Genomic DNA, 25,669 nt, shown 5'->3' with positions numbered 1-25,669 from the left:
CGCACCGATCAGCCTTGGTCGCGGTCAAGGAAAAGCCCGCCCGGACGAACCGGACGGGCCATTCCTTCACGTGCAATGCCGCAATTACAAGGTCGTGGTCAAAGCCGCCGAAAAACGCCACTTCTCCGGCAGCTGGATGCCATTGAGGTTCTGGTAGATTGGCACGCCGCCTTCGAAACCAAGCTGGATCGGCATCGCCCCGCCAAAAGGCAGAACGATGTTGACCCCGAACGCTGCAAGAACGGTGTCACCGCCGTAATTCTGCTGGCGATCGGCAGGCGTCGCGTGATTGTGCGGGCCATTGTAATGGCCTTCGATCGCTCCCTCGTGCTCGTAGGCCAGCCGGCCAGTCAGACTGGCTGCGCGGCTGACTGCATAGCTCGTCCAGATGTTCGAGACGAAGCGGTCGCCGAAGACGAATCCTGACTTGTTCTCGCTCTCGGACCGCCAGCGATAGGCGGCTTGCGCACCCCAGCCCCACGATGCTTTCCGTCCCGAGACCGTAAGCGAAGGCTCGATGTCCCAAGTGCCGCTGCCGCCCTGCATGCCGTAGTGCAGGAACGTCCCGTCGGGGTTCTTGCGAGCGACTTCACCGGTTGGAATCCAGGCGCCGAACGTCGCGTGGGCCTTGAACGAGCGCGTGTTGGCGAGGCGGTAGCTGGCCGACGCCAGCGTATCGCCGAACCCGCTCGACGTGTGCGTCATTGTCTGGCCAAGGGCGAGGCCGTGTCCGTGATCGTGGCCCGGCGGCATATCCATGCCGGTGCCCATTCCATGATCCATCCCCATCCCCGTATTGGCCGGATCGATGCCAACCATGGTCATTTCGTGCCGCATCCAGTGCGGCATGACCATGAGGGTCACCTTGTCGTTGGGGGCATACATGATGTCGAGCATCACCATGTCCATCTCCATCCGGGCGGCGCGGGTGGTGTACCCGGCTGCGAGGATATCGGCGTCGGACACGGTATCGGTGCCGGATCGGTTCGGTCCCGAAAACCGGCTGTGCGCGTAACGCAGTCCGATCATGGCCTCGCCACCATCGTGGGTGTGTTCGTTCATGAGCCCGGCCGCGGGATAGAGCGAAACGTCGGTCACGATGATCGGCTCGGCCTGTTCGGCAGGCGCATCAATCATGGTCTCGTCGGCCAAAACGGGCGACGCACAGGTCAATAGCAGCAGCGCCGCGGCGCTGCCGTTCAAAGTCATTGTCATTGCAAGGGTAATCCTGATGAGATCGGTTCTTGGGTGAATGATCTTCCGCTCCGAAGGGAGCGGATCAGGAATGCGGTGGCGGGCCTCGCACAGGCGGTTTCGCGTAGGCGATCGGCGACAATTCGAGGCGTGCGATCTGGTCGGTATTCGGCTGGTTGTCCGGAAGTTTGACCGCGACGAGCGCCAGCGGCGGGGGCGGAAGGTCGGCTACACCGAAGCCTACAAAGACACAGGGTGGCTCGGCGCGATCGTGCTCGGGCTGGTGGTGTCCGGAGCCATCCTCGTGATCGGTTTGCGCACCCCGTTCGTGTTCGCCGACCATCTCCGCGTGACCCATGGCGGCATGATCGACCGGTGCGTGCGCAGGACCCTGCACCTTGTCGACAAAGCCCGGGGTCTGTGCCTCGCAGATGCGAAGCATGATGGCGCCATCGCCGGGGTCGACGTCGATCATCCAGCCCGCCGGGACCAGCGCGCGCAGGAACAGCGCGGCTGAGATCGCGAGCCAGATCGGGCCGTTCGTCTTTCCCGCAAACATCGCCGGGCGCCTATCTTCCGTGTCGTGACCAGGCAAGTCCGGCGCGGCCTGCGGCAGACGGCGAATCGCTTGCATCGCGCCCGAAAATCGCTATGTGCGCGGCCTTCCCAAGTCATTCGGGAAACCCGTGCGGGAGGTTCATGCGAATGGACCGCTTGACCGCTTACCATGAGCCCCGGCTGGAAACAGGCGCGGCGAAAGTGAGAAAGGAGGCCCATCGTGGCCAAGAAGATCGACGGTTACATCAACCTGCAAGTGCCCGCCGGCACTGCCAATCCCTCGCCGCCCATCGGCCCTGCGCTGGGTCAGCGCGGCGTCAACATCATGGAATTCTGCAAGGCCTTCAACGCGGCGACCGACAGCCTCGAGAAGGGCACGCCGATCCCGACCAAGATCACGGTCTATGCGGATCGCAGCTTCACCTTCGTCACGAAGAGCCCGCCGGCGAGCTACCTCATCAAGAAGGCGATGAAGATCAAGTCGGGTTCGAAGGAGCCGGGCAAGAACATCATCGGCACGATCAAGACCTCGCAGCTGGCCGAAATCGCCCAGACCAAGATGGCCGATCTCAATGCCAACGACATCGACCAGGCAGTGAAGATCATCGGTGGCAGCGCCCGCTCGATGGGCATCGAAGTGGTGGAGGGCTGAACATGGCCAAGCAGACCAAGAAGCAGCAGGTTGTCGCCAAGCTCGACAGCGAGAAGCTCTACACCGTGGACGAGGCACTCGCCACGCTGCGCGAGCACAAGGCGAAGTTCGACGAGACCGTCGAAGTCGCGATGAACCTCGGCGTCGACCCGCGCCACGCCGACCAGATGGTCCGCGGCATGGTGTCGCTTCCGGCCGGAACCGGCAAGGACGTTCGCGTCGCCGTTTTCGCCCGCGGTGAAAACGCCGACAAGGCGACCGCCGCCGGTGCCGACAAGGTCGGTGCGGAAGACCTTATGGAAGACATGCAGAACGGCAATCTCGATTACGACCGCGTGATCGCGACGCCGGACATGATGGCTGTCGTCGGCCGCCTCGGCAAGGTGCTCGGCCCCAAGGGCCTGATGCCGAACCCGAAGCTCGGCACGGTTACCCCGAACGTGGAACAGGCCGTCAAGGACGCCAAGAGCGGCCAGGTCGAATACCGCGTGGAGAAGCAGGGCATCATCCATTCCGGCATCGGTAAGCTGTCGTTCAAGGACGAAGACCTGGTGAAGAACTTCAAGGCGCTGACCGAAGCCGTCGTGAAGTCGAAGCCCTCGGGCTCCAAGGGCAAGTACGTCCGCAAGATCTCGCTGACCTCGTCGATGGGCCCGGGCCTGAAGATCGATCTCGCCGAGGTCGAAGGCGCATAACCCTGCAAGGCGATTGCCGCCATTCGCGCTCGGGTAGCGTGAAACGCGGCACGGCAACGAACAACGGGCCGGGGGAGCGATCCTCCGGCCTGCTTTCGTTACGGCCTAGCCGCCGGCCAGCCGGCGCAGTTCGGCGAGGTGCTGCTCGAACGCCTTGCGCCCCTTGGCGGTATGTTCGACCCAGGTTCGCTGGCGCCCGTCGAGCGGCGTCTTGCGCGTGACCACGTAGCCTGCCTGGGCAAGGGCGGAGAGATGCTTGGACAGCACGGAATCGCTCACGCCGACGATCTCGCGCAGTTTCTCGAAGGCGATGTCGCTCACGCCGCCCAGCACCCCCATGATCTGCAGGCGCGCCGGGGGATGGATCACGGGATCGAAGCCGCTCACGATGCGTCCTCGCCGCCCAGTTCGCGCAGATAGACCGCCTGCCACCAGTAGCTGAAGGCGATGCAGACGAGGGTCGCCAATCCCGCGAGTGCGACTACGAGCGTGGGTCGCTCGGGCCCGCCGAAGACGACGGCTGCCACCAGGATCGGCAGCACGGCCAGCAGCAGGAGAGCGGTCACCTTGCGCGTCGCGCCGGGGCGATAGCCGTTGATGAAGGATCCCGTTCGCCTGCGATCCCACCGCTGGATCAGGAATATGCCGGCCAGTGCCAGGCCCAGCGCGCCCATCCGCAAGCCCGTCGGCAGCGCCTGGGCAGCGACAAAGGATCCTATCAGTAGCCCAAAGGCGAGGTGGCGGGCGAACGGGTAGTCGTAACTCGCGGCGAGACTGTTCCTTGTCTGCTGCAAGGCTGCCAGCGCATCGCGGGCATCGGCTTTCTCATCGGTCATTTCCAAACTCCACTTTCCAGAATGGAAACTGGTTAGGCTCGACTTTCCAGGTTGGCAAGCGATAACTTTCCAAAACGGAAAATGAGAGGTAGGAATGGCTGCCGGGCGGATCGCTACGCGCTGTCAGCCGGGCCCGCTTCGGCGACCGGTCCGCGCAATTGCCGCGCGTAGAGCCAGCCGATCCCGATCAGCGCGAAACCGAGCGCGAGGAAGCTTGCGATCCTGAGCAGTCCTTCAAGTCCCGCGGCATCGAACACGAATACCTTCGCCACCGCGATAAGCATCACCACCAGCGAACCGACCCGCCAGCTGCGCTCCTGCCGCCGGGCGCCAACGAACAGGAATGCGAAGGCGAGCACGATGCCGGTGAGCGATTGCAACAGGTCCTCGGTCGGGCCGACGGCCTCGTCGAACGGAATGGAGCCGCCGAATGCCTGGCGCAGCAGGGTCAGCGCGCCGAAGGCCGCGAGGGCCACGACGAGCCCGTCGATCCACGGGCGCAGCGTCCCGTCCACCCATGCCCGCAGCGAGAGTGCCGCGCCAACTCCCGTCGCATAGGCTGCGAGCGCGATATTCGCGAGCGGCAGCGGGCCGAGAGCCTGCCTGTCCCACAGCGGATTGTGAATGAGCCAGCTGTAGACCATGAAGTGCGCGAGCGAGACCGCGGCAAGGCCGATCGCCAGCGGCTTTTGCGTACCAATCCGTGGCAGGCCGCTCGCGGCGATCCAGGCTGCGCCGAGCAGTACGGCCTGCCACAATGTACGCTCGGTCATGCCGAGCTCGACGAAGCCGGTCAGCGTTTCGATCGCGAAGATCTGCTTGAACAGGACGTGCGCCGCGAGAATGCCAAGCCCTCCTGCGGCAATGTCTATTGCACGGCGCAGGCGGCGCTCCGCCACCCGGCCGCGCAGGAACGCGAGGACCGCCACGGTTGGCAGCAATTGCAGCGCGATGGCCTTCACCCCTGGCAAGTCGATCACGAAGATAGGATCGTTCGCCAGTGATGCGAGCCCGGCCTCGATCCAGGTCGCCACGACGGGGAGGGCCCACAAGCCGGCGATGGCGGCGAGGACCGCCTGTGCGGCCAGCCGAACCGGCTGGAGCAGGGCAAGCACGATGCCCAGAAGCGCCGCTGTCCAGGCCAGAGCGTCCACCGGCAGAACCTGCGACAGCGCGCCGTAGAGCGCTGCGGCGGCGAACCCTTCGGCCAGTCGCCGTGCCGGGTCGCGAAGCTCGAGCCACGCAAGCGCAGCAAAAGGCGCGACAACCGCCATCCAGCGCAGCAAGGCGCGCACGGCCTGAGTATCGCCGGATTCTCCGCCCAAACGGCCTGCCTCGGCGAAGAAATCGGGCGTCGCCACCAGCGCGATGACTGCGACCGCCGCCCAGGTCCACCCAAGGTTCGCCAGCGTCCGGTCGGCGCGACGATGGGCCAACGACAGGATGGCGGCCAGCGATGGAAGGATGACCAAGGGCGCGCTCCAGGCGGGCGTCAGCATGAGGAAAGCCGCGAACACCAGTGCCGCGCCAGATCCGGTCAGCCCCGCAAACAGGCGCGGTTGCAGGCGGCCATGCGCCAGCCACGCACCGGCAATCGGCAGGGCAGCGAGCGCGAGGCAGGCACAGGCGAGCGTCGCCTCCAGGTCGTCGGAAAAGCTGCCGAACTGGCTGTAGGCGACCAAAGCGAGCGCCGGCGGGACAGCTGCCAGTTGCACCGCATCCAATTTGCGCTCGCTCCGCAGGGCGAGGTGAGCGAGCGGAACGCCGGCGAACAGCGCTGCCATGGCAATCGATACCAGCGTGAAAGCCATGCCTTCGGGCTGTGGCCATTGCATCAGCAGCAGCAGGCCGACGGTCGAGGCAATTGCACACCCTTCGCGCAATTCCGGCTTGCGCCAGCCGAAGAAGGCCAGTGCGCCGCCCATGAGCAGGTAGAGCCCCCATGCGAGCGGCGTATACCCACCCGCATCGACCAGGATCGCGAGCTGGATGCTGGCTACACCCGCCGAAGCCAGCCGCAGGATCTTGCCGAAGCGCTCGTTGGCGATCAGGGCCGGAACGACGGCGCCGAGCACCAGGAAATACAGACCGAGAGCGACTACGTCGCTGGTCGCGAAATCGCCGGCTGCGAGCAGCACCGCGCCCCAGCCGAGCCCGCCGACAAGTGCGGCGATGCCGAGCCACGAGCGATTCTGCCGCTCGCCCGAAAACGCGAGGCCGGCGGTGACGAGGCCCAGATACAGCGCCAGCAGCGGAACGTTGGCTCCGTCGCCGCCGACCAGCGCCGGAGCCGCGAACCCTCCGACGAGGCCGAGTACCGCACTTGGCAATCCGAAGCGGAAGGACAGGGCGATCGCCACCGCCGTCACTGCTGCCAGGCCCACGAAAGCGACCAGCTGGCCGATTAGCCCGTATTGGGATCCGGCGAGGTAGAAGCCTGCATAGAGCGTCGCGAGGCCTGCGCCGGCGAGTGCCTGCTGCACCCGCTCGTCCGCGACCTTGTGCTCGAACCTGCGCGCAACCTCTGCGCCGCCGATCAGACCAATCCCGAACAGGAATGCCATGACGACCCGTACCGATGGCGTCAGCAAACCGGCATCGATCGCATAGCGGACGAGGAACACCCCGGCGACGGCGAGGGCCACCCCGCCGCCCCAGATCGGCAGCTTGCGGCCGAAGATGTCCTCGAAATCGAAACTCAGCTTCGGCGCGGAAAAGCGGGAAGTTCTCGGGCCCTCTGCGCTATCCGGGATTTCCCCGGCGACCGGCTCCGCGGGGGCTTCCTGCGGCACCTGTGGGGAGGGGCCGGCGCGCAGGACCGCCGGTTCGAGAGAAGTCTTCGGGACAGTGACCGCCGCACGCTGCGGCATTGCGGAGGCTTCGCTGGTCTCTTGCGCGCCCGGTGGCGGTGTCGTCTGGCCGGGTACCAACTGGTCGCTGGCGACCAGATCGCGCAAGCGGAGCAGCGTTGCCTCGTGCAACCGGTCGAGCGTGTCGAGCCGCTTCTCGGCCCGATCCAGCCGGTTCCACAGATATGCGGCAACTCCGGCAAGGCCGAAGATGAACAGCCATTCCATCGCTTGCCCTCCGGCAAATCTTATCGCGGACCTGCCGACGCAGCGCAATCGGGCCGGCGAACTATTCCCGAACTAGCTTGCCGCGGCAATGGCATCCCGGGTGTAGCATTCCGCCAGAAGGCTGAGAGGCCTGCCGTCTGGCAGGCGTAGCATGGCGCGGTGCGACAAGACCGTGTCCGCCGGGCATCCGCATGCCTTGCCGCGCGCGGTATCGAGGCGTTCGCGCGTGTATCCGAGCGAGGCGACGACCCTGCCGAATGGCAGGCTGGTCGTTTCCAGTGCCCGGTTCGTGGCATCCGGCAGCCGCTCGGGAACATAGAAATTGCGCGCGAAGCTGAGCACCGTGTTGCCGCACACCAGCCGCACGTGCCGGACCCGGATCGTCTCGCCCGGTTCGAGCTTGAGCACGGCCTGTGCATCGTCGGGAATGGCGACCCCGTCCCCGGTCACGGGAAGCGCGAGGATTTCCGGCGGATCGCCGACCGCGTGACGCGCGCACCATTCCTCGAGCGCCAGCGTCGCGCTTACGTTATCAGCGAGCAGGGCCTCTAGTTCGGCAAGTCGCTCGCCTTGGAGCGCGCTGGTGCTGGCGGTGAGGCTGGTCACAGGAAAACGTTCGCTGAGGGTCTATCGCGGCAGTCAGATGCCGCCGGAAGTCGTGGCGAAACCGGCCGATTCGAGCGCGGACGACAGGGCTGCAACGCAGGCGTCGAGATCCTCGCGATCGGTCGAGCGGATCACGAAATTAGCCCCGACCCGACCCTCGCGGAAGAAGGGATAGCTGCCGATCTGACAGTGCAGGTGATCCTTTTCCGCCTGGCGCAGAATATCGGCGACCTCGCTTTCCGGGGTCCAGCAGCCGATGGTTTCGGACAGGAGCGGCGCGCCACCTTCCAGCGTCCCGGTAAGCGCATCGAGCATGCCTGCGGTGATGTGCGGGACGCCCGCCATCAGGTGGATATTGCCGAACTTGATGCCCGGCGCACCCGACATGCGGTTGGGTATCAGGTCTGCGCCTTCCGGCACGCGCGCCATCCGCAGCCGCGCCTCGGTCAGCTCCTTGTCGATGCTCTTGTAATAGCGTTCGAGCATGGCGCGCGCTTCGGGGTGGACGACGACCTCGACGCCGAGAGCCCTCGCAACCGCATCGACCGTGATGTCGTCGTGCGTCGGGCCGATCCCGCCGGTGGTGAAGAGATAGTCGTTCGCCTCGCGCAAGGCGTTCACCGCCTCGACGATGCGCTCCATCACGTCGGGCACGACGCGCACTTCGGCGAGGCGGATGCCCTGCACCTGCAGCCAGCTCGCGACTTGCGCGATGTTCTTGTCGTGGGTGCGGCCGGACAGGATTTCGTCGCCGATGACGACGAGCCCGGCGGTCCAGATCTTGTCGCCTTCGCTCATGGCGAAGGGGCTTAGGCCAGCATCCCGCCCGATGGAAGGGGCGAGATGCCGGGAATCCTACTCGGCCGCTTCGCGCCTCGCCTCGCCATGCGCGTTCTCGAAGACGAGCACGCCGTCCGCGATCGGCGTGGTCTGCAGATCGCGCTTGTCCTGGCGGTAATCCTGGCTGAGCCGCCACGGATTGCTCGTCGCGCTCTTGGGCATGATGTGCATTCCGCGCTTGATGTAGCCGGAGGAGAAATCGAACAGGTCTTCCTGCTCGATCCTGGCCTCTTCCGCCTCGCTCAGGACCGGCGTGACGATCTCCGCGCCCTTTTCTTCCATCGTGTTGAGCACCTTGCAGACATACTCGGAATTGATGTCCGCGCGCAGCGTCCAGCTAGCGTTGAGATAGCCGAAGGTGTGCCCCAGGTTCGGCACGTTGGAGAACATGCAGCCCTTGTAATAATAGTGCTCGGACCAATCGATGGGCTCGCCCTCGATGCTGCACTTCACCTTGCCGGCGATCGCCAGGCTGAGCCCGGTCGCGGTCACGATGATGTCGGCGGGCAGCAGGCGCCCGTCGGTCAGCCTGACGCCCTCGGCGACGAACTTGTCGATATGGCCGGTCACGACTTCCGCCTTGCCCTTTTTCATGGCGACGAACAGGTCGTCGTCGGGCACCAGACACAGTCGCTGTTCCCACGGATTGTACGGTGGCGTGAACGCAGCCTCGTCGTAATCCGGGCCGAGCAGCCCTTCGATTTTCTTCTTGAGCGCGTCCTTCACCTTCTCCGGCTCGGTACGCGCCTTCTTGAACGAAACCTCCTGGAGGAACACGTTCTTCCAGCGGGTGATCTTGTAGGCGGTGTTCTCAGGCAGGACCTTGCGCAGGAAATTGGCGAAGGCATCCTTTGCCGGGCGCGCCCACATCCAGGTCGGCGTGCGCTGAAGCATGGTGACCTTGGCCGCCTTGTCGCTCATCGCTGGCACGATGGTAACCGCGGTGGCACCCGATCCCACGACGACGATGCGCTTGCCGTTGTAGTCGAGCTCCTCGGGCCAGAACTGGGGATGGACGACCTCGCCGGCAAATTCCGAGAAATCGAAGCCGGCATCGTAGGGATCGTCGTAATCGTAATAGCCGGCGCCGAAGAAGATCCAGTTGGCGGTCAGCTCGCGTTGCTTGCCCTCGTGCTCGACGATCACGTGCCAGCGTGCGTCCTCGTGCCGGAAGTCGGCCGAAACCACCTTGTGTTCGAATTGCATGTGCGGGCGGATGCCGCGCTCGTCGACGATCCGGTTGAGATAATCGAGAATGGCCGGAGCATCGGCGATCGACTTCTCGTGCTTCCAGGGTTCGAAGCTGAAGCCGAGCGTGTGCATGTCGCTGTCAGAACGGATCCCTGGATAACGGAACAGGTCCCATGTCCCGCCCAGATCCGCGCGCCGCTCGACGATCGTATAGGTGCGGCCCGGGGCCATCATTTCCAGGTGGGCGGCCATGCCGATACCGGAAATGCCGGCTCCCACAATCAGGACGTCGAAGTCACTTTCGGGTGCGCTCATCTCTCTCTCCCATTGACGCGAGGGTAAATCAGGCCAGCAGGCGTGACAAGCGATAAGCATTGCTCCTTGAAACCCAATGCACTTAGCGGGCAAAGGCGCGGGATGCGCCGCACACTCCTGCTTCTTTCGCTCGCCGGTATCCCCCAGGCTGCCGCTTCCGCACAGGACGCCGACAATAGCGAGTCGCGGAACGCAGCACCCGTCATCATCGTGACCGCACGCGGGCTGGACGATGCGCCCGGTGTCCCTGCCTATTTCGCTGTCGAGCTCGATCGCGAGCAGATCGTGACGTCGCCCTCGGGCCGGATCGAGGACGCGCTCGGCGCGGTCGCGGGCTTCCAGCAATTCCGCCGGGCGGACAGCCGGTCGGCCAACCCTTCGGCGCAAGGGGTGACGCTTAGGGCGCTTGGCGGCAATGCGACCAGCCGCGCGCTGGTCACTCTCGACGGGGTGCCGATCGCGGACCCGTTCTTCGGCTATATTCCGCTCGGCTCGATCATGCCCGAAACGCTCGGCAGCATCCGGGTCACACGGGGCGGGGGTTCTGGCCCGTTCGGAGCCGGGGCGCTGGCCGGCACGATCGCGCTCGAGAGTGCCGGCCTTGCAGATCTTCCGCAGCTGGGGCTTTCGGCACTGGTCAACGACCGCGGCGAAACCGAGGCTGCGATGCTCGGTTCGGCGGCACTGGGCGGCGGCTTCGTCACCGCCGCAGCGCGCTGGGACAGGGGCGAGGGGTTCTTCACGACCCCAATCGACCAGCGCGTCCCGGCAAGCGCGCGCGCTGCCTTCGACGGCATCTCGGGATCAATCCGCGCGGTCGCGCCGATCTCCGACGAGATCGAGTTGCAGGCGCGCGTCGCCGCCTTCGACGACCGGCGGACCCTGCGCTTCGACGGGGCGGACAGTTCGAGCGAGGGGCAGGATGCGAGCCTGAGGCTGGTGGGTCGCGGTGCCTGGCAATTCGATGCGCTCGGCTATGTCCAGGCGCGCAATTTCAGCAATGTCGTTATCAGCTCGACCCGTTTCACCCGCGTGCTCGACCAGCGCAACACGCCCTCGACAGGGCTTGGCGGCAAGCTCGAACTGCGCCCGCCGGTCGGCGAGGATCACGTCCTGCGGCTGGGCATCGACTATCGCCGGGCTTCGGGCGAGTTGCAGGAAGAAAGCTACAGTGCCTTCACCGGCCGGCTCGGCGAGCGGCGACGTGCCGGAGGCGTCACTACCGACCTCGGCCTGTTCGCCGAGCACGACTGGACGCTCGGCGCCCTGGTACTGACCGGGGGCTTGCGCGCCGATCGCACGCGGATCGCCGACGGGTTCTACCGAGCGCGCGATGCACGCGGCAACGTGGTCGACGAGACCATTGCCTCCGATCGTTCGGACTGGACGGTCACCTGGCGCGGCGGGGCGGCGTTGCAGGCTAGCGAGGCGGTGCGGTTGCGCGCGGCGGCGTACAGCGGGTTGCGATTGCCGACGCTCAACGAGCTGTACCGCCCGTTCGTAGTCTTTCCAGTGGTCACGCAGGCCAATGCCGAGCTCGCCAACGAGAAGCTCACCGGCTTCGAGGCAGGCGCGGACCTGACCCCTGCGGCCGGGCTTCGCCTGTCGGTGACCGCGTTCGACAACCGGGTGAAGAATGCCATCGCCAATGTGACACTCGCCCCCAACCTGCGCCAGCGGCAGAACCTGCCGGCGATCGATGCGCGCGGGATCGAGGCCGAGATTGCCTTCGATCGCGGCCCGCTGCGCCTCGACGGATCGCTCGCCTTCACCGATTCACAAGTCGACGGCGAAGGCATTTCGCTGGCGCTCGACGGCAATCGCCCGCCGCAGGTGCCACGCTGGTCTGCCGCGGCGAGCATCGCCTATGCACCTGCTTCGGGCCTCGTTGCCGCGCTCTCCTTGCGCCATGTCGGCGCGCAATTCGAAGGCGACCTGGAGGATGACGTGCTGCCCGCGGCGACGACCGTCGGTGCCTTTCTCGGCTTTCCCCTCGCGGGCCGGCTGCAGCTCGTCCTGCGCGGCGAGAATTTGACCGACGAGGATGTCGTCACGCGCAATTCGGGCGGGTCGATCGACCTCGGCGCACCGCGCACGTTCTGGGCAGGGCTGCGCTACGGGTTCTGACCCCCGCGTGGCTGCGCGTCAGAGCGTGCCGGCCGGACAGTATTTCTGCACGTACTGGCCGTGCAGCGGCATCTGCTGCACGAGGTAGCGGATCGATTTTTCCATCTCGTCGACTTCCTGGCGAATCTCGCCCGGGTCGAAGGTGTCGGCCATTGGGTTGTGGCCCTTCATCGGAATGCGCTGGCCCATCATCACCGCGGCCCAGCTCGTCTCGGTGAACAGCTCGTCCTCTTCGCGGAAGACCTGCCCGTTGGCCTGAAAGATCTCGATCTTCTCGCGCAGCGTATCGGGCACCTCCATCGTCCGGCAGTAGTTCCAGAAATCCGAATCGTCACGCTCGGTCGCAGACTGGTCGGGCTTCAAGCCGGGTCGGTTCTACACCGGTCTGCCGGACCAGGAATTCGCCATTGCCGGCGGTGCCTATGCCGACGAATTCCCGGCCTACTCGCAGGTTCGCGCCCCCTTCGGCGACAATTTCCAGCGCGGCGAAGCGAACACCCCGATCCCGGGCGGCGCCACTTATTTCTACGGCGGCGACGACTTCCTGCAGGATTACCTGAACGGCGTTACCGATCAGCAATGGGATGAACTGACCACCTTCAGCCAGACCCCCGAGGCGGGCAATCTCGGCGTCAACGGTCGTACGCGCACCTTGCTCGACGGGCGCCAGGTGCTGTGCGATCCGTACTGCCCATCGGAAATCTCGGATGTGACCGAGATCACCAACGCGGCCTATGCGCGGCTCGATTATGGCATCGATATGGACAGCGGCTGGTCGATCACCGGCAACATCGGGCTGCGTTACGTCGAGACCAAGGTCAAGAACGACGCGCTCATCGCCTTCCCCGATCCGGGGCAGTTCGACGATCCGGTTTTCGACGAGAACGGCGTCCAGGTCGGCGGCGGCAACGGCGACGGCGTGGTCCAGGTATCGGAGGTCACCGATTCCTGTCCTCCGCCAGTCCCGGGTGCGCCGGATGGCGGCTATGCACCGCAGATCCTGTACTGTCAGCTGACCGGTGACCGCCTGACGGAATTCGCCTCGCTCTACACCGGCGAGCTGATCCCCGACCGGCGCGACATCACGTTCGATCACTGGCTGCCCGCATTCAACATCCGCCTCGACAACGGCAGCGGACTGGTGCTGCGCGGTGCCGTTTCCAAGGCGATCTCGCGGCCCGATCTCAATCTGTTCAATGCCGGCGGCGTGCTCGGTTTCAGCGGTCGCGTCGACAGCGGACCGCCGCTTTCGATCCGCACCGGCAATCGCAACCTGCGACCGATCAAGTCGTGGAATTACGATCTGAGCGCCGAATGGTACTTCGACGACGTCGGCTCGATCACCGCGGCCTTCTTCCTGAAGGACATCACGGGGATCATCCAGACCGGTACCGGCCTGGTGAACTATACCGCCCCGAGCGGCGGGTCGCAGGACGTCATCATCAACGGTCCGGCCAACGACCTCGACGGCACGCTCAAGGGTTTCGAGCTGGCTTACCAGCAGGTCTACGACTTCCTGCCGGGACTGCTCAGCGGACTGGGAACCCAGCTGTCGTACACCTACGTCGATGCGTCGGACTTCGTCACGCCCGACATCTCCGACATCGGTTCGCCGTCGGTCAATTCGTCGGGCGGCCCGCTCAACGGCGGTGCCTTCACGGGCGAAGTGCCGAATTCGGGTACCTCGAAGCATACCGTCAACGCGACCGTGTTTTACGAACGCGGACCGATCTCGGCACGTGCCGTATACAACTGGCGCAGCCGCTTCCTGGTCACTCCGCGCGACGACCTGTTCCCGTTCTCGCCGACGTTCCAGGAATCCGGCGGCCAGCTCGATGCGTCGCTGTTCTACACGGTCAACGACCATCTCAAGCTCGGCGTCCAGGGCGTGAACCTGCTCGACCAGGTGACCAAGCTGTCGACGGTCATCGACTACGACGGAACCCGCGTCCTCAGCGCGGCCTTCCGCAACGACCGGCGCTACACCTTCCTCGCGCGGTTCAATTTCTAGGCGGAAACGCCCGCCGCAAACGGATGCGAACCACAGGGGGCTTCGGGACGACAATCCCGGAGCCCTCCTGCTTCGTGCCGCGAGCGACACGCCCCCTTGCGGCTTGAAAGCCGCGAGACTTCGGGGCAGTGGGCAGGGCCAGGGGATTTTGGACGATGGGCCGTCGGCGCCAATCAGTAACGATCAAGCATGTCGCTGCCGATGCAGGTGTGTCGCTGCAGACGGTCAGCCGCGTCATCAACAACGAGCCCAATGTCCGGCCCGAGATGAAGGAGCGGGTGCAGGCATCGATCGACAAGCTCGGCTACGTGCCGTCGATCGCGGCCCAGCGGATGAGCGGCTCGCGCTCCTACCTGATCCTCGCGCTCAACGACCGCGAGCGCACCATCGCCGACTGGCAGTCGCGCCAGGGTACCGACTGGGTCGACCAGATGCTGCTTGGCGGGATGCTCAAATGCGCCGAGCACGGGTACCGGATGATCTTCGAGCTGGTCGACACGCATAACGACCACGTCCAGTGCGAGCTGCGCGCGGCCATCGCCGCGCTCCAGCCGGACGGAATCATCCTGACGCCCCCGCACTCGGAAAATCCGCTCATCACCTCGCTGCTGGCCGAAGCGCGCATTCCCTTCGCGCGGATCGGTTCGGTCACGCCGGGGCCGGGCATCGCGATGACAATGGACGACGAAGGCTCCGCCCGCCTGGCGACGCAGCACCTGATCGACCTCGGCCACCGCAGGATCGGCTTCATTGCAGGGCCGACCGATTACGCCGTTGCCGGCTGGCGTATCGACGGTTGGCGCGCGACGATGGACGATGCGGGCCTCTCCACCGAGGGACTGTGCGAAAGGGGCGACTTCGGCTTCGAAAGCGGCGTGGTTGCCGCGCGCAAACTGCTCGAGCAAACCGACCGGCCCACGGCGATCATCGCCAGCAGCGACCAGATGGCCACCGGCACGCTCGAGGTCGCCCGGTCGATGAACCTCGACGTGCCAGCCGACCTTTCGCTGGTCAGCTTCGACAACACCCCCATCGTCCGCTTTACCGAACCATCGCTGACCGCTGTCGACCAGCCGATCGCGGCGACCATCTCACGCGCGGTCGAACTGCTCATCAATGCAGGCAAGAAAGACCTGCCGAGCGAACCGGTGGTCGTTTCCGGAACGCTGGTCGAACGCGCGTCGACTGCCCGGCCCGGCGCAAACGGTGTCGGCTGAAGCGACCGCGCCCGGTCGCCAATCGACACGCTTCCTGCTGCTCTACGCGCTTGCCTGGGCGGGCGGCGCGATCGCCTATGTCCCGTTCCTGACGATCCTTCTGCCGGTCCGCGTGACCATCCTCGGCGGGGCGCAGAGCATCGAGTGGCTGTCCTACATCGCCTTCTCCGGCGCGATCGCGGCAAGCATCGCCAATATCCTGTTCGGGTGGCTGAGCGACCTTTCGGGCCGCCGCCGTCCGTGGATCGTCACCGGCCTGGTGCTCTCATGCCTGCTGCTGGTGACGATGCCGAGGGTGACGACCTTGCCGTCCATCATACTGCTCGTGGTTGCCTGGCAGTTCGCGCTCAATCTCATGCTCGGTCCGCTCAGCGCCTGGGCGGGCGACTGCGTGCCCGATCACCAGAAAGGCTTGCTGGGCGGGCTGCTGCCGGTCGCGCCGGCCCTTGGCGCAATGGCCGGGGCGCTGGTCACATTGCCCGGCCTTGCCGCACCCGAAGAGCGGCTGTGGCTGGTGGCCCTGCTGGTCGCAGCAGCCGTGCTGCCGGTGGTCGTGTTCGGCAATCCGCGCCCGTTTCCCGAACTGACCCGCGCGCGCAAGGTCGAGCCGGAGACTGCCGGGCGAGGCCGCGGGGCATTCGGTCCGGTCGAGCAGATGTGGCTCGCGCGCCTGCTGGTCCAGATTTCCGAAGCGGCGCTGTTCGCCTTCCTCTATCTCTGGCTGCGCTCCATCCAGCCCGGCTTCAGCGACAACCGGACCGCGACGCTTTTCTCCTTCGTGCTGGCCGCCTCGATCCCCGTGGCCCTGCTTGCCGGACGCTGGGCCGACCGGCGCGAGCGACCGATGCTGCCACTTGCGATCGGTGCCTTCGCGGTCGCCCTGGGATTGGTCGCGATGGGCATTTCGGAAAGCCTGACGGGAGCGATCGCGGGATATGTCATCTTCGGTATCGCGGGTTCGACCTTCCTCGCGCTGCATTCCGCGCAGACCTTGCGCGTCCTGCCGAGGCCCGAAGTGCGTGGAGGCGATCTAGGCCTGTTCAACCTCACCAACACCGCGCCGTCGCTCGTCATGCCGTGGCTGACGCTCGGCCTCGTGCCGGTTTTCGGCTTTACCGGCCTGTTCCTGCTGCTTGCCGGCCTGGCGACGATGGCGAGCCTATCGTCCCGACCATCTGGGGCACCGACGCGGTCCACGGCCACACCAACGTCGTCGGCGCGGCGATCTTCCCGCACAATATCGGTCTGGGCGCGACGCGCGACGCCGACCTGCTCCGCCGGATCGGCGCGGCAACCGCGGTGGAGATCGCGGCGACCGGCATCGACTGGAACTTTTCGCCCACGGTCGCCGTCGCGCGGGACGACCGCTGGGGCCGGACCTACGAAAGCTATTCCGAAGATCCGCGGATCGTCGCACCGCTCGGCGCGGCGCTGATCGAGGGGCTGCAGGGCCGCAAGGGCACGACGGAATTTCTCGGCAAGGGTCATGTCGCGGCGACCGCCAAGCATTTCTTCGCCGACGGCGGCACCATGCAGGGCGTCGACCAGGGCGACGTCAACGGCGACATCGAGGCGCTAAAGGCCATCCACGCCTATCCCTATCCGGCGGCAATCGCGGCCGGGACGGAATTTGTCATGGCGAGCTTCAATTCGATCAACGGCGTGAAGATGCACGGCAACAAGGCGCTGCTCACCGACGTTCTGCGCGGCGAGATGGGCTTTACCGGCGTGGTCGTCGGCGACTGGAACGCGCATGGCCAGATCGACGGCTGCACGGTGTCGGATTGCCCGCAGGCCATCAACGCCGGGCTCGACATCTACATGGTGCCCGACGACTGGAAGGCGCTGATCGAGAACATGGTCGCAGATGTCGAGGACGGCACGATCTCGATGGCACGGCTGGACGAGGCCGTCGGCCGCGTGCTGCGGGCCAAGTACCGGCTCGGCCTGCTCGGCCCCGATGCGAAGAAGCCTTCGGATCGCGCCTACGCGGGCGATTGGTCGCAGCTCGGCAGCGCCGGGCATCGTGCCATCGCGCGCGAGGCGGTCGCGAAGTCGCAGGTCATTCTCAAGAATACCGGCGTGCTGCCGATCAAGGCGGGCGCTAACGTGCTCGTCGCCGGCAGCGCGGCGGACAGCATCGCCAAGGCTTCGGGCGGCTGGACGCTGACCTGGCAGGGCGGGACCGAGCTCGACAACGACGGCAAGTTTCCCGGCGCGACCTCGATCTGGCAGGCGATCGAGGCAGAGGCAAAGGCGCAGGGCGGCAAGGCCACGCTGTCGGCGGACGGCGCCTATTCCGGCAGGCCCGACGTCGCGATCGTGGTCTTCGGTGAGGAACCCTATGCCGAGTTCGTCGGCGACCGGACGACGATGGTCTTCGCCGACACCGAGGGTCTCGACCTGCTGCGCAAATACGATGCGGCGGGCATCCCGACGGTTGCGGTGTTCCTATCCGGCCGCCCCCTGTGGATGAACCGCGAGATGAACGCGGCCGACGCCTTCGTCGCCTCCTGGCTGCCGGGCAGCGAGGGCGCAGGCGTTTCCGACATTCTGTTCGGCCGTCGCGAGGCGACCGGCAGGCTGTCCTTCAGCTGGCCCGCCGAATGTGGCGGAGCGCCGGTCAATGGCTCGCAAGGCGCACTGTTCCAGGTCGGCTACGGCCTCGGCCTGGCGCAGAAGAGCGGCGCGGCGAAACTGCCGGAAGACTGCGGTTATCTGAGCGAAGGCGCGGCGGCATCGTGGTACGATCTCGGTCGGTTGGCGAGCGGGATCACTGCCTATGGCGGCGACACCCGCCTCGTGAACCTGCGCGGCGAAGGCGGCGGAATCGTCGCGCGGGGCCTCGACAAGGATCGGCAGGAAGATGCGCGCGAGATCGTCTTCGGACCGGGCGCGACGCTGTCGCTCGCACAGGCCGGACAGGGCAAGGGCGATTATCGCATCCTTTACAATCTTGCCGCGCAGCCCGCCGGCAAGGTCACGCTGACGGTCGGGGGAAACACGATCGACATCACCCGCAACCTGGCGCTAAGCGCGGGCAAGGGGTGGCGCGAGATGATCATAACCGAACAATGCGCTCCGACCCTCGGCGATCGCCTGTCGCTCACCTCGACGGCTCCGATGACGCTGCAGGTGGCGCGGATCGTGCGACAGGAAATGTCCGACGGCGCCCAGTGCTCTTTCTGAGCCGGTCGACAAGGATAACTCGTTGGTAGGCCAAGGCGCTGCCGACATCTGGGAGGAATAGCGACTATGGCCCTTGTACCCGACGTTGCCTCGAGCACCGATTCACGGCCGATCGAAGATGACGGTGCCGGCATCCAGGCGCCCGGCCTCAACTACTTCGTCTTCGGCCTGTTCTTCATCTTCGGCGGCATCACTTCGCTCAACGACGTGATCATTCCAAAGCTGAAGGAACTCTTCACGCTCAATTACACGCAGGCGATGCTGGTGCAGTTCTGCTTCTTCGCCGCCTATCTGATCGTCGGCATTCCCGGTGCCAAGCTCGTGAAGAAGCTGGGCTACATGCGCGGTGCGGTGGCTGGCCTGCTCACGATGATGGTCGGCTGCCTGCTGTTCATTCCGGCGAGCCAGACGGCGACTTACGAGATCTTCCTGTTCGCGCTCTTCATCCTCGCCAGCGGCGTGGTGATCGTGCAGGTGGTGGCGAATCCGCTGATCTCGCTGCTCGGTCCGCAGAAGACGGCGCATAGCCGGCTGACCTTCGCGCAGGCCTTCAATTCGCTCGGCACGACGGTCTTCCCGTGGGTCGGCGCAATCGTCATTCTCGGCAGTCTCGCCGCAGTCAGCGCGGACCAGCTTTCCGGCGCGGAACTGCAGGCCTATCGCCAGGCGGAAAGCGAGGCGATCTGGCAGGGCTATCTCGGCGTTGCCGCGCTGATCGCGGTCGTCGCCCTCGCGGTGTGGCTGTTCCGCAATCGCCTGCCGCACGATTCCAAGATGATGGGTGAGAACGAATTCGTTTCCAACGGCCGCTATCTGGTCGGCCTGGCGATCATCGTGGCGGGCGCGCTGCTTGCCATCTACGTCAACGCATGGATCGGCGTACTGCTGATCATCGCCGCCCCCTTCGCCTGGCTCTACAACAACGACTTGCTGCGTCGCAGCCGCTTCAGCTTCGGTGCGCTGTGCATCTTCCTCTATGTCGGGGCGGAGGTATCGATCGGCTCGATCATGATCAATTACCTCGCCCAGGACCGGGTGCTGGGCGAGTTGATCGCCACGCGCATGCCCGGCGCGAACATGGAAAGCGCGGTCGGCTGGATGATCAGCCTGTACTGGGGCGCGGCCATGGTCGGCCGGTTCATCGGCTCGTATTTTCTGCGGATCTTCTCGCCGGGCAAGATCCTCGCTTTCAATGCGATCGGCGCGATCGTGCTGATCGTCCTCAGCACCCAGACCGGCGGCTACGTTGCGGCCTACAGCCTCTTGGCCGTGGGGCTGATGAACTCGATCATGTTCCCGACCATCTTCTCGCTCGCTTGCGAGAAGCTGGGTCCGCGGGCAGCTGACGGGTCGGGCATCATCAACGTCGCCATCTTCGGCGGCGCGGTCGTGCCGTTGCTGTACGGCGTGCTGGCCGACGGCACGGGCAGCCTTGCCCTGGCGATGGTCCTGCCGATCGCCTGCTACGCCATCATCGCCGGTTTCGGGATGTTCGCCCGCAGACCTGCCTGATCTTTCGACCTGCCATCTCTCTCCGGCAGATCGCGAGGCCCGGATGCAGCCAGCGTCCGGGCCTTTTGCGTGCCCGGAAACCGCTTGGGACGAATCCCGTTGCAGTCGGAGAACGAACGGAACATAATAGGAACACTGATTCTCCCATGACCCATGTACCGTGCCTGATTCCGACCGCCTCGTCCTCCTGCTCCTCCCTCTTGCCGGAGACGATCGTCGCTCCGCGCCCGATGCTGCAGGAGATTTTTGCAGCACCCGGCGATGCTTCCGCCACCGGGCTGGCGCTCGCGCAGCTGCCGGGCGGGGAGGGCGGCTCTGCGCCGCTGTTCTGGGTGCAGGAAGCGCGCGCGGCGGGCGAGGCGGGGCGCGTCTTCGCCCACGGCCTTCCGCCCCGCCTGCGGCGACCGGTTCTGCATGTCTTCGTGCGCAAGGCGCGCGACGTGCTGTGGGCAATGGAGGAAGGGCTCAAATGCGCCTCGCTCGGCGCGGTGATCGGCGAATTGCACGGCAATCCGCAGGCGCTCGACTTCACCGCATCGCGGCGGCTGGCGGTCGCGGCGGAACGCCATGGCGTGCCCGCTTTCCTGGTGCGGACCGGCGGCCATGCGGAGCTGAGCGGCGCGCGGCGGCGCTGGCGGGTCGAAAGCCGCCCATCGCTGCCGCATCCCTACGACCCGAAGGCACCGGGCGCGCCTGCCTGGTCGCTCGATCTGTTCCGCGCGCGCGACATGCGGCCCGGCATCTGGGATGTCGGCTATGACCCGGCGGCGCATCGTCTCGATCTGGTTTCCGCAACTGGTGATGGAGCGATGGCGGAACGCCCATCCCGCTACGGATGACGCGATCCCGCTCGCGCTGGCGGAGGAAGGGCCGCACGGCCAGGTGATCGCGGCGGTCAATGCCGCGGCGCGCCACGGCGGCGCTCGTCGGGGCCAGCGGATGACCGATGCCCGCGCGATCCTGCCGACGCTCGCCATTGCGCCCGCCGATCCGGCGGGCGATGCCGCCGCGCTTGCCGCCATGGGGCGCTGGGCCCAGCGGTGGAGCCCGTGGACCGCGGTGGACGGCGCCGACGGCCTGCTGCTCGATACCGGCGGTGCGGCGCATCTCTTCGGCGGAGAGGCGGCGATGCTGGCCGGGATGGCACGTGCTTTCGGCGCTCTCGGCCACACCAGCCGGATCGCGCTTGCCCCCACGATCGGCGCGGCCTGGGCGCTGGCGCATTACGGCGGCAAGGAACAGGTGGTGATCGCCGAGGATGACCTGGCGGCCGCGCTCGCCCCGCTGCCCATCGCCAGCCTCAGGATCGATGCCGACGCGGTGCTGCTGCTGAGGCGGCTGGGGATCAAGACCGTCGGCGCGCTGCGGGGCATCCCGACCGAGGCGCTCGGCCGCCGGTTCCGCAAGCACCGCCGCGCCATCGCCAACCCCTTGCGGCGGTTGCAGCAGGCCTATGGCGATGTCGAGGAAGTCGTCGCCCCGCTCGCGCCGCACAAGGTCTATCGCGCCAGCGCCCGCGTGCTCGAGCCGATCCGCCACGTCGCGGTGCTCGAGCCGGTCGTCGCCGACCTCGCGGCGGATCTCGCGCAGCAACTGGAGGAAGCGCATCTGGGCCTGCGCCGTGCGCGGTTCGAGGCGTTCCGGATCGACGGGCACATCGCGCAGCTGGAGGTGGAAACCGCTGCGCCGGTGCGCGCCCCTGCGCATGTCGTGCGGCTGTTTTCCGAAAAGCTCGACGGGCTCGATGCAGGCTTCGGCTTCGATGCCTTTGCACTCACCGCGCTGTGGCACGAGCAGATGGACGCCTTGCAGAAGGGGCTGGAGGAGGACGAGGCGCCCGGCATTTCCTTCGCCCACCTGATCGACCGGCTGCGGGTGCGGCTGGGAGCGGGCAATGTGCGCCTCGCCGCGCCGTGTGCCAGCCACGTGCCCGAACGCTCCATAGTCTGGCAGGAGGACATGGGTGCGCCCGGCGCCTTCGGGGAAATCCTGCGCGACCGGCCGATCCGCCTGTTCGACCGGCCCGAACCGGTGACGGTGATCTACGCGACTCCCGATGGCCCGCCGCGCCGGTTCCGCTGGCGGCGGCAGCTGCACGATGTCGCGCGCTCCGAAGGGCCGGAACGCATCGCGCCCGAATGGTGGCGCGAACGCTCCGAGGTGCGCTTGCGCGATTACTACAAGGTCGAGGACGAGGCCGGGCGGCGGCTGTGGATCTATCGCAGCGGGGTGGTCGGCGACGGGCGCGGCGGCCCGCCGCAGTGGTTCGTCCACGGGCTGTTCGCCTGAGGGAGCCGCGCGGATGCCCGAAGGCCCACTGACCCCGGCGCGGCGCACGCTCAAGCGCTCGGACGAGGATTTTCCGGCCAATCCGGAAAGTGCCTTCGTCGAGCTGGGCGTGACGAGCTGCTTTTCCTTCCTGCGCGGCGCGTCGGACGCGATCGACTACGTCATCGCCGCCTATGCGCAGGGCCACCATGCGCTCGGCATCGCCGATCGCAACACGATGGCGGGCGTGGTGCGGCTGCACACCGAGGCGAACACGGCGAAGATGCGGCCCGTGATCGGTTGCCGGATCGCCCTGGTCCCCGATGAAGACCGGCCACCGCACGAGTTCCTCGCCTATCCGACGGACCGCGCGGCCTATGGCCGGCTGTGCCGCCTGCTCTCGCTCGGCAAGATGCAGACGCTGGACGGCGGCTGGCAGGACAAGGACGAATGCCAGCTGACGCTCGCCATGCTGGCCGAGCATTCGCAAGGCGTGCAGCTGATCGCCTGCCCGGGCGAGGACCTCGATGCCTTCGGGGCCGCGCTGCCGCACCTGGGTGCCCGCCTGCCCACGCTGCGTCATGTCGCGGCAAGCTATCTCTATCTCGGTGACGACCGCGCGCGGATCGCCCGGCTCGATGCGCTGGCAAGGGCGAACGGCATGGGTATCCTCGCGACCAACGACGTGCATTATCACGCGCCGGAGCGTCGCCCGCTGCAGGACGTGATGACCTGCATCCGCGAGAAGACCACTATCGCCAAGGCCGGCTATCTGCTCCACGCCAATGCCGAGCGGCATCTGAAGAGCCCGGCCGAAATGGCGCGCCTGTTCGCCGACTGGCCGCATGCGATCGCCGCCACGCGCGATGTCGCCGATGCCTGCCGCTTCTCGCTGTCGGAACTGCGCTACGAATATCCGGAGGAAACCGTGCCCGGCGGGCGCACGCCGCAGGATTATTTGACCGAAGTCGCCTGGGAGGGCGCGCACAACCGCTACCCCGGCGGCATTCCCGACAAGGTCCGCGACCTCGTCACGCGCGAACTGGCGATGATCGAGAAGCTCGACATCGCTCGCTATTTCCTCACCATCAAGGACATCGTCGACTACGCCCGCAGCGTCGATCCGCCGATCCTGTGCCAGGGGCGCGGTTCGGCCGCCAACAGCGCGGTCTGCTACTGCCTCGGGATCACCTCGGTCGACCCGTCCGAAGTCGAATTGCTGTTCGAGCGCTTCATCTCCGAAGAGCGCAAGGAGCCGCCCGACATCGACGTCGATTTCGAGCACGAGCGGCGCGAGGAGGTGATCCAGCACATCTATGCCAAGTACGGACGCCATCGTGCGGGCCTGTGCGCCACGGTGATCCACTACCGCCCGCGCTCGGCGATCCGCGAGGTCGGCAAGGCGATGGGCCTGTCCGAAGACGTCACCGCCGCGCTCGCCGGCACGATCTGGGGCAGCTGGGGCAGTTCGATGGACGAGGCCAAGGCGGACGAGGCCGGCGTCGACCTGACCGATCCGTACCTGCGCCGGGTGATCGCGCTGACCGAGCAGCTGATCGGCATGCCGCGCCATCTCGGCCAGCATGTCGGCGGCTTCATCCTCACCGGCGGGCCGCTGGTCGAAAGCGTGCCGATCGGCAATGGCGCGATGCCCGACCGCAGCTTCATCGAGTGGGACAAGGACGACATCGACGAACTCGGTATCATGAAGGTCGATGTGCTCGCGCTCGGGATGCTGACCTGCATCCGCAAGGCCTTCGACCTGATCGACGCGCATCACGGCAAGCGCTTCACGCTCGCCACCGTCCCGCGCGAGGACCCGGCGGTCTACGACATGCTTTGCCGGGCGGATTCGATCGGCGTCTTCCAGGTCGAGAGCCGGGCGCAGATGAACATGCTGCCGCGCCTCAAGCCGCGCTGCTATTACGATCTCGTGATCGAAGTCGCGATCGTGCGCCCCGGCCCGATCCAGGGCGACATGGTCCACCCCTATCTCAAGCGGCGGCAGGGGCGCGAGAAGCCCGAATATCCCTCGCCCGGGCCGCAATACGATCCCGACGAGCTCAAGAAGATCCTCCAGCGCACGCTCGGCGTGCCGATCTTCCAGGAACAGGCGATGAAGATCGCGCTGGTCGCTGCCGAATTCACGCCCGAAGAAGCGAACAGGCTGCGCAAGGCGATGGCGACCTTCCGCAGCCGCGGGCAGGTGACCGAGCACAAGGCGCGGATGGTCGAACGGATGGTCGAGCGCGGATATGAACGCGATTTCGCCGCGCGCTGCTTCAGCCAGATCGAGGGTTTCGGCGAATACGGCTTTCCCGAAAGCCACGCGGCGAGCTTCGCGCACCTCGTCTACGTCTCGAGCTGGATCAAGTGTCACTACCCGGACGCCTTCTGCGCCGCGCTGCTCAATTCGCAGCCGATGGGCTTCTACGCGCCGGCGCAGATCGTGCGCGACGCGCGCGAACACGGGGTCGAGGTGCGCGCCCCGGACGTGAACTTCTCGGCATGGGACAATCTGCTCGAGCCGGGGAAGGATGGCGGCTGGGCGGTGCGGCTGGGGTTCCGGCAGATCGGCGGGCTGAAGCAGGAGGATGTCGAGGCGCTCGTCAGCCATCGCACCCGCGCTTTCACCGATGTCGAGGACCTGCGCACGCTGTCGGGCATACCGGTGCCGGCCATCCAGAAGCTCGCCGAGGCCGATGCCTTCCGTTCGTGCGGGCTCGACCGGCGGCAGGCGCTATGGCACGTGCGGGCGCTGAAACAGGCACCCGACCTGCCGCTGTTCACCTTCGCCGAGGAACGCGACGAGGGCGGGGAGGCGGCGCCCGTGGCTCTGCCTGCGATGCCGGTTTGCGAGCACGTGGTGGCCGATTACCAGACGCTGCGGCTGTCGCTGAAAGCGCATCCGCTGTCCTTCCTGCGCGATGGATACCGCGCGCGCGGTTTCATTCCCGCGAGCGAGCTGCGCGACAGGAAGTTCGGCGCGGCGGTGCAGGTCGCCGGGATCGTGCTGATCCGCCAGCGACCGGGCAGCGCGCAAGGAGTGTGCTTCATCACGCTGGAGGACGAGGTCGGGGTCATCAATCTCGTCGTCTGGCCGGACATCATGGCCCGCTATCGCAAGCAGATCATGTCCTCGCGGCTAATGGAAGTACGCGGCACGATGCAGAAGGACGACGATGTGGTGCATGTGGTGGTGCGCGAGATCGTCGATGCGACCGACCGGCTGTTCGACCTGTCCGAAGACCTGCTCAAGACCGAGTTCGAGCGGGCCGATCACGTCATCAGCCCCTTGCCGGGCGGTCAGTCGCGCCACCCGCGCGAAGTGCGCATCCTGCCCCGCTCACGCGACTTTCACTAGCGGGCCGTGCCGAACGG

At 66.3% G+C, this 25,669-nt stretch carries 20 protein-coding genes and 1 pseudogene; 11 read left to right on the top strand and 10 right to left on the bottom strand.

Annotated elements, in window-relative coordinates; genetic code table 11:
- Positions 1 to 84: 84 nt before the first annotated feature.
- Positions 85 to 1,215: a transporter gene (locus GRI48_RS06275; protein WP_160672964.1), complete on the bottom strand. Its 1,131-nt coding sequence runs from the start codon at positions 1,213 to 1,215 to the stop codon at positions 85 to 87.
- 64 nt (positions 1,216 to 1,279) lie between these two features.
- Positions 1,280 to 1,753, bottom strand: coding sequence for a hypothetical protein (locus GRI48_RS06270; protein WP_160672961.1), 474 nt, complete (start codon positions 1,751 to 1,753; stop codon positions 1,280 to 1,282).
- Between the two features lie 219 nt (positions 1,754 to 1,972).
- On the opposite strand from GRI48_RS06270, the gene rplK reads away from it, so the two are divergent.
- Entirely contained in the window at positions 1,973 to 2,404 is a 432-nt protein-coding gene (rplK, locus tag GRI48_RS06265) for a 50S ribosomal protein L11 (RefSeq protein WP_160672958.1), read from the top strand.
- Positions 2,405 to 2,406: 2 nt separating this feature from the next.
- Positions 2,407 to 3,099 carry a 50S ribosomal protein L1 gene (gene rplA / locus GRI48_RS06260; RefSeq protein ID WP_160672955.1) on the top strand — a complete coding sequence of 231 codons (693 nt, stop codon included), beginning with the start codon at positions 2,407 to 2,409 and terminating at the stop codon, positions 3,097 to 3,099.
- Positions 3,100 to 3,204: 105 nt separating this feature from the next.
- Here the strand turns inward: rplA and GRI48_RS06255 are convergent, their stop codons facing one another.
- The 6 genes from GRI48_RS06255 to GRI48_RS06230 form a co-directional block, all read right to left on the bottom strand.
- Positions 3,205 to 3,486, bottom strand: coding sequence for a transcriptional regulator (locus GRI48_RS06255; protein WP_160672952.1), 282 nt, complete (start codon positions 3,484 to 3,486; stop codon positions 3,205 to 3,207).
- The gene (locus GRI48_RS06250) at positions 3,483 to 3,935 is read right to left on the bottom strand and encodes a hypothetical protein (protein ID WP_160672949.1); all 453 of its coding nucleotides are present in this window, start codon (positions 3,933 to 3,935) and stop codon (positions 3,483 to 3,485) included. Before GRI48_RS06250 ends, GRI48_RS06255 begins: the two co-directional genes overlap by 4 nt.
- A gap of 113 nt (positions 3,936 to 4,048) precedes the next feature.
- Positions 4,049 to 7,012, bottom strand: coding sequence for a DUF2339 domain-containing protein (locus tag GRI48_RS06245; RefSeq protein ID WP_160672946.1), 2,964 nt, complete (start codon positions 7,010 to 7,012; stop codon positions 4,049 to 4,051).
- A 72-nt stretch (positions 7,013 to 7,084) separates the two neighbouring features.
- Complete coding sequence (locus GRI48_RS06240; RefSeq protein ID WP_160672943.1) at positions 7,085 to 7,618, bottom strand: hypothetical protein; 534 nt, start codon at positions 7,616 to 7,618, stop codon at positions 7,085 to 7,087.
- Positions 7,619 to 7,651: 33 nt separating this feature from the next.
- Positions 7,652 to 8,416, bottom strand: a complete 765-nt coding sequence (locus GRI48_RS06235) for a competence/damage-inducible protein A (RefSeq protein ID WP_160672940.1) — start codon at positions 8,414 to 8,416, stop codon at positions 7,652 to 7,654.
- Between the two features lie 57 nt (positions 8,417 to 8,473).
- Complete coding sequence (locus tag GRI48_RS06230; RefSeq protein ID WP_160672937.1) at positions 8,474 to 9,964, bottom strand: flavin-containing monooxygenase; 1,491 nt, start codon at positions 9,962 to 9,964, stop codon at positions 8,474 to 8,476.
- 102 nt (positions 9,965 to 10,066) lie between these two features.
- Between GRI48_RS06230 and GRI48_RS06225 the strand changes: the two genes are divergently transcribed.
- Positions 10,067 to 12,091, top strand: a complete 2,025-nt coding sequence (locus GRI48_RS06225) for a TonB-dependent receptor (protein WP_160672934.1) — start codon at positions 10,067 to 10,069, stop codon at positions 12,089 to 12,091.
- Positions 12,092 to 12,109: 18 nt separating this feature from the next.
- Here GRI48_RS06225 and GRI48_RS06220 read toward each other — a convergent pair whose 3' ends face one another.
- Entirely contained in the window at positions 12,110 to 12,454 is a 345-nt protein-coding gene (locus GRI48_RS06220; RefSeq protein WP_237451741.1) for a tryptophan 7-halogenase, read from the bottom strand.
- Positions 12,423 to 12,671, bottom strand: a complete 249-nt coding sequence (locus GRI48_RS14500; protein ID WP_337190778.1) for a hypothetical protein — start codon at positions 12,669 to 12,671, stop codon at positions 12,423 to 12,425. The genes GRI48_RS06220 and GRI48_RS14500 overlap by 32 nt, the downstream gene beginning before the upstream one ends.
- Here GRI48_RS14500 and GRI48_RS06215 point away from each other — a divergent pair.
- From GRI48_RS06215 to GRI48_RS06180, 8 genes and pseudogenes are all read left to right on the top strand, one after another.
- Positions 12,594 to 14,102, top strand: a complete 1,509-nt coding sequence (locus GRI48_RS06215; protein ID WP_337190809.1) for a TonB-dependent receptor domain-containing protein — start codon at positions 12,594 to 12,596, stop codon at positions 14,100 to 14,102. The genes GRI48_RS14500 and GRI48_RS06215 overlap by 78 nt on opposite strands.
- Positions 14,103 to 14,257: 155 nt before the next feature.
- Positions 14,258 to 15,319, top strand: a complete 1,062-nt coding sequence (locus tag GRI48_RS06210; protein WP_160672931.1) for a LacI family DNA-binding transcriptional regulator — start codon at positions 14,258 to 14,260, stop codon at positions 15,317 to 15,319.
- Positions 15,219 to 16,502, top strand: a pseudogene (locus GRI48_RS06205) (MFS transporter); the annotation flags it as partial. The gene GRI48_RS06210 and the pseudogene GRI48_RS06205, both read left to right, overlap by 101 nt.
- Entirely contained in the window at positions 16,397 to 18,508 is a 2,112-nt protein-coding gene (locus GRI48_RS14495) for a glycoside hydrolase family 3 protein (RefSeq protein WP_337190777.1), read from the top strand. The pseudogene GRI48_RS06205 and the gene GRI48_RS14495, both read left to right, overlap by 106 nt.
- Positions 18,509 to 18,574: 66 nt before the next feature.
- A complete protein-coding gene (locus tag GRI48_RS06195) occupies positions 18,575 to 20,020 on the top strand; it encodes a sugar MFS transporter (protein WP_160672922.1) in 1,446 nt (481 codons plus the stop codon).
- 146 nt (positions 20,021 to 20,166) lie between these two features.
- Positions 20,167 to 20,859, top strand: a complete 693-nt coding sequence (locus GRI48_RS06190) for an ImuA family protein (protein WP_160672919.1) — start codon at positions 20,167 to 20,169, stop codon at positions 20,857 to 20,859.
- Positions 20,777 to 22,309 carry a Y-family DNA polymerase gene (locus tag GRI48_RS06185; protein WP_202389191.1) on the top strand — a complete coding sequence of 511 codons (1,533 nt, stop codon included), beginning with the start codon at positions 20,777 to 20,779 and terminating at the stop codon, positions 22,307 to 22,309. The genes GRI48_RS06190 and GRI48_RS06185 overlap by 83 nt, the downstream gene beginning before the upstream one ends.
- Before the next feature lie 13 nt (positions 22,310 to 22,322).
- A complete protein-coding gene (locus GRI48_RS06180; RefSeq protein ID WP_160672913.1) occupies positions 22,323 to 25,652 on the top strand; it encodes an error-prone DNA polymerase in 3,330 nt (1,109 codons plus the stop codon).
- Positions 25,653 to 25,669 lie beyond the last annotated feature (17 nt).

It is taken from the genome of Qipengyuania oceanensis (assembly GCF_009827535.1).
GTDB lineage: Bacteria > Pseudomonadota > Alphaproteobacteria > Sphingomonadales > Sphingomonadaceae > Qipengyuania_C > Qipengyuania_C oceanensis.
Note: the sequence above shows the minus strand (reverse complement) of the source record. Positions and strands in the feature narration are given on the sequence as shown.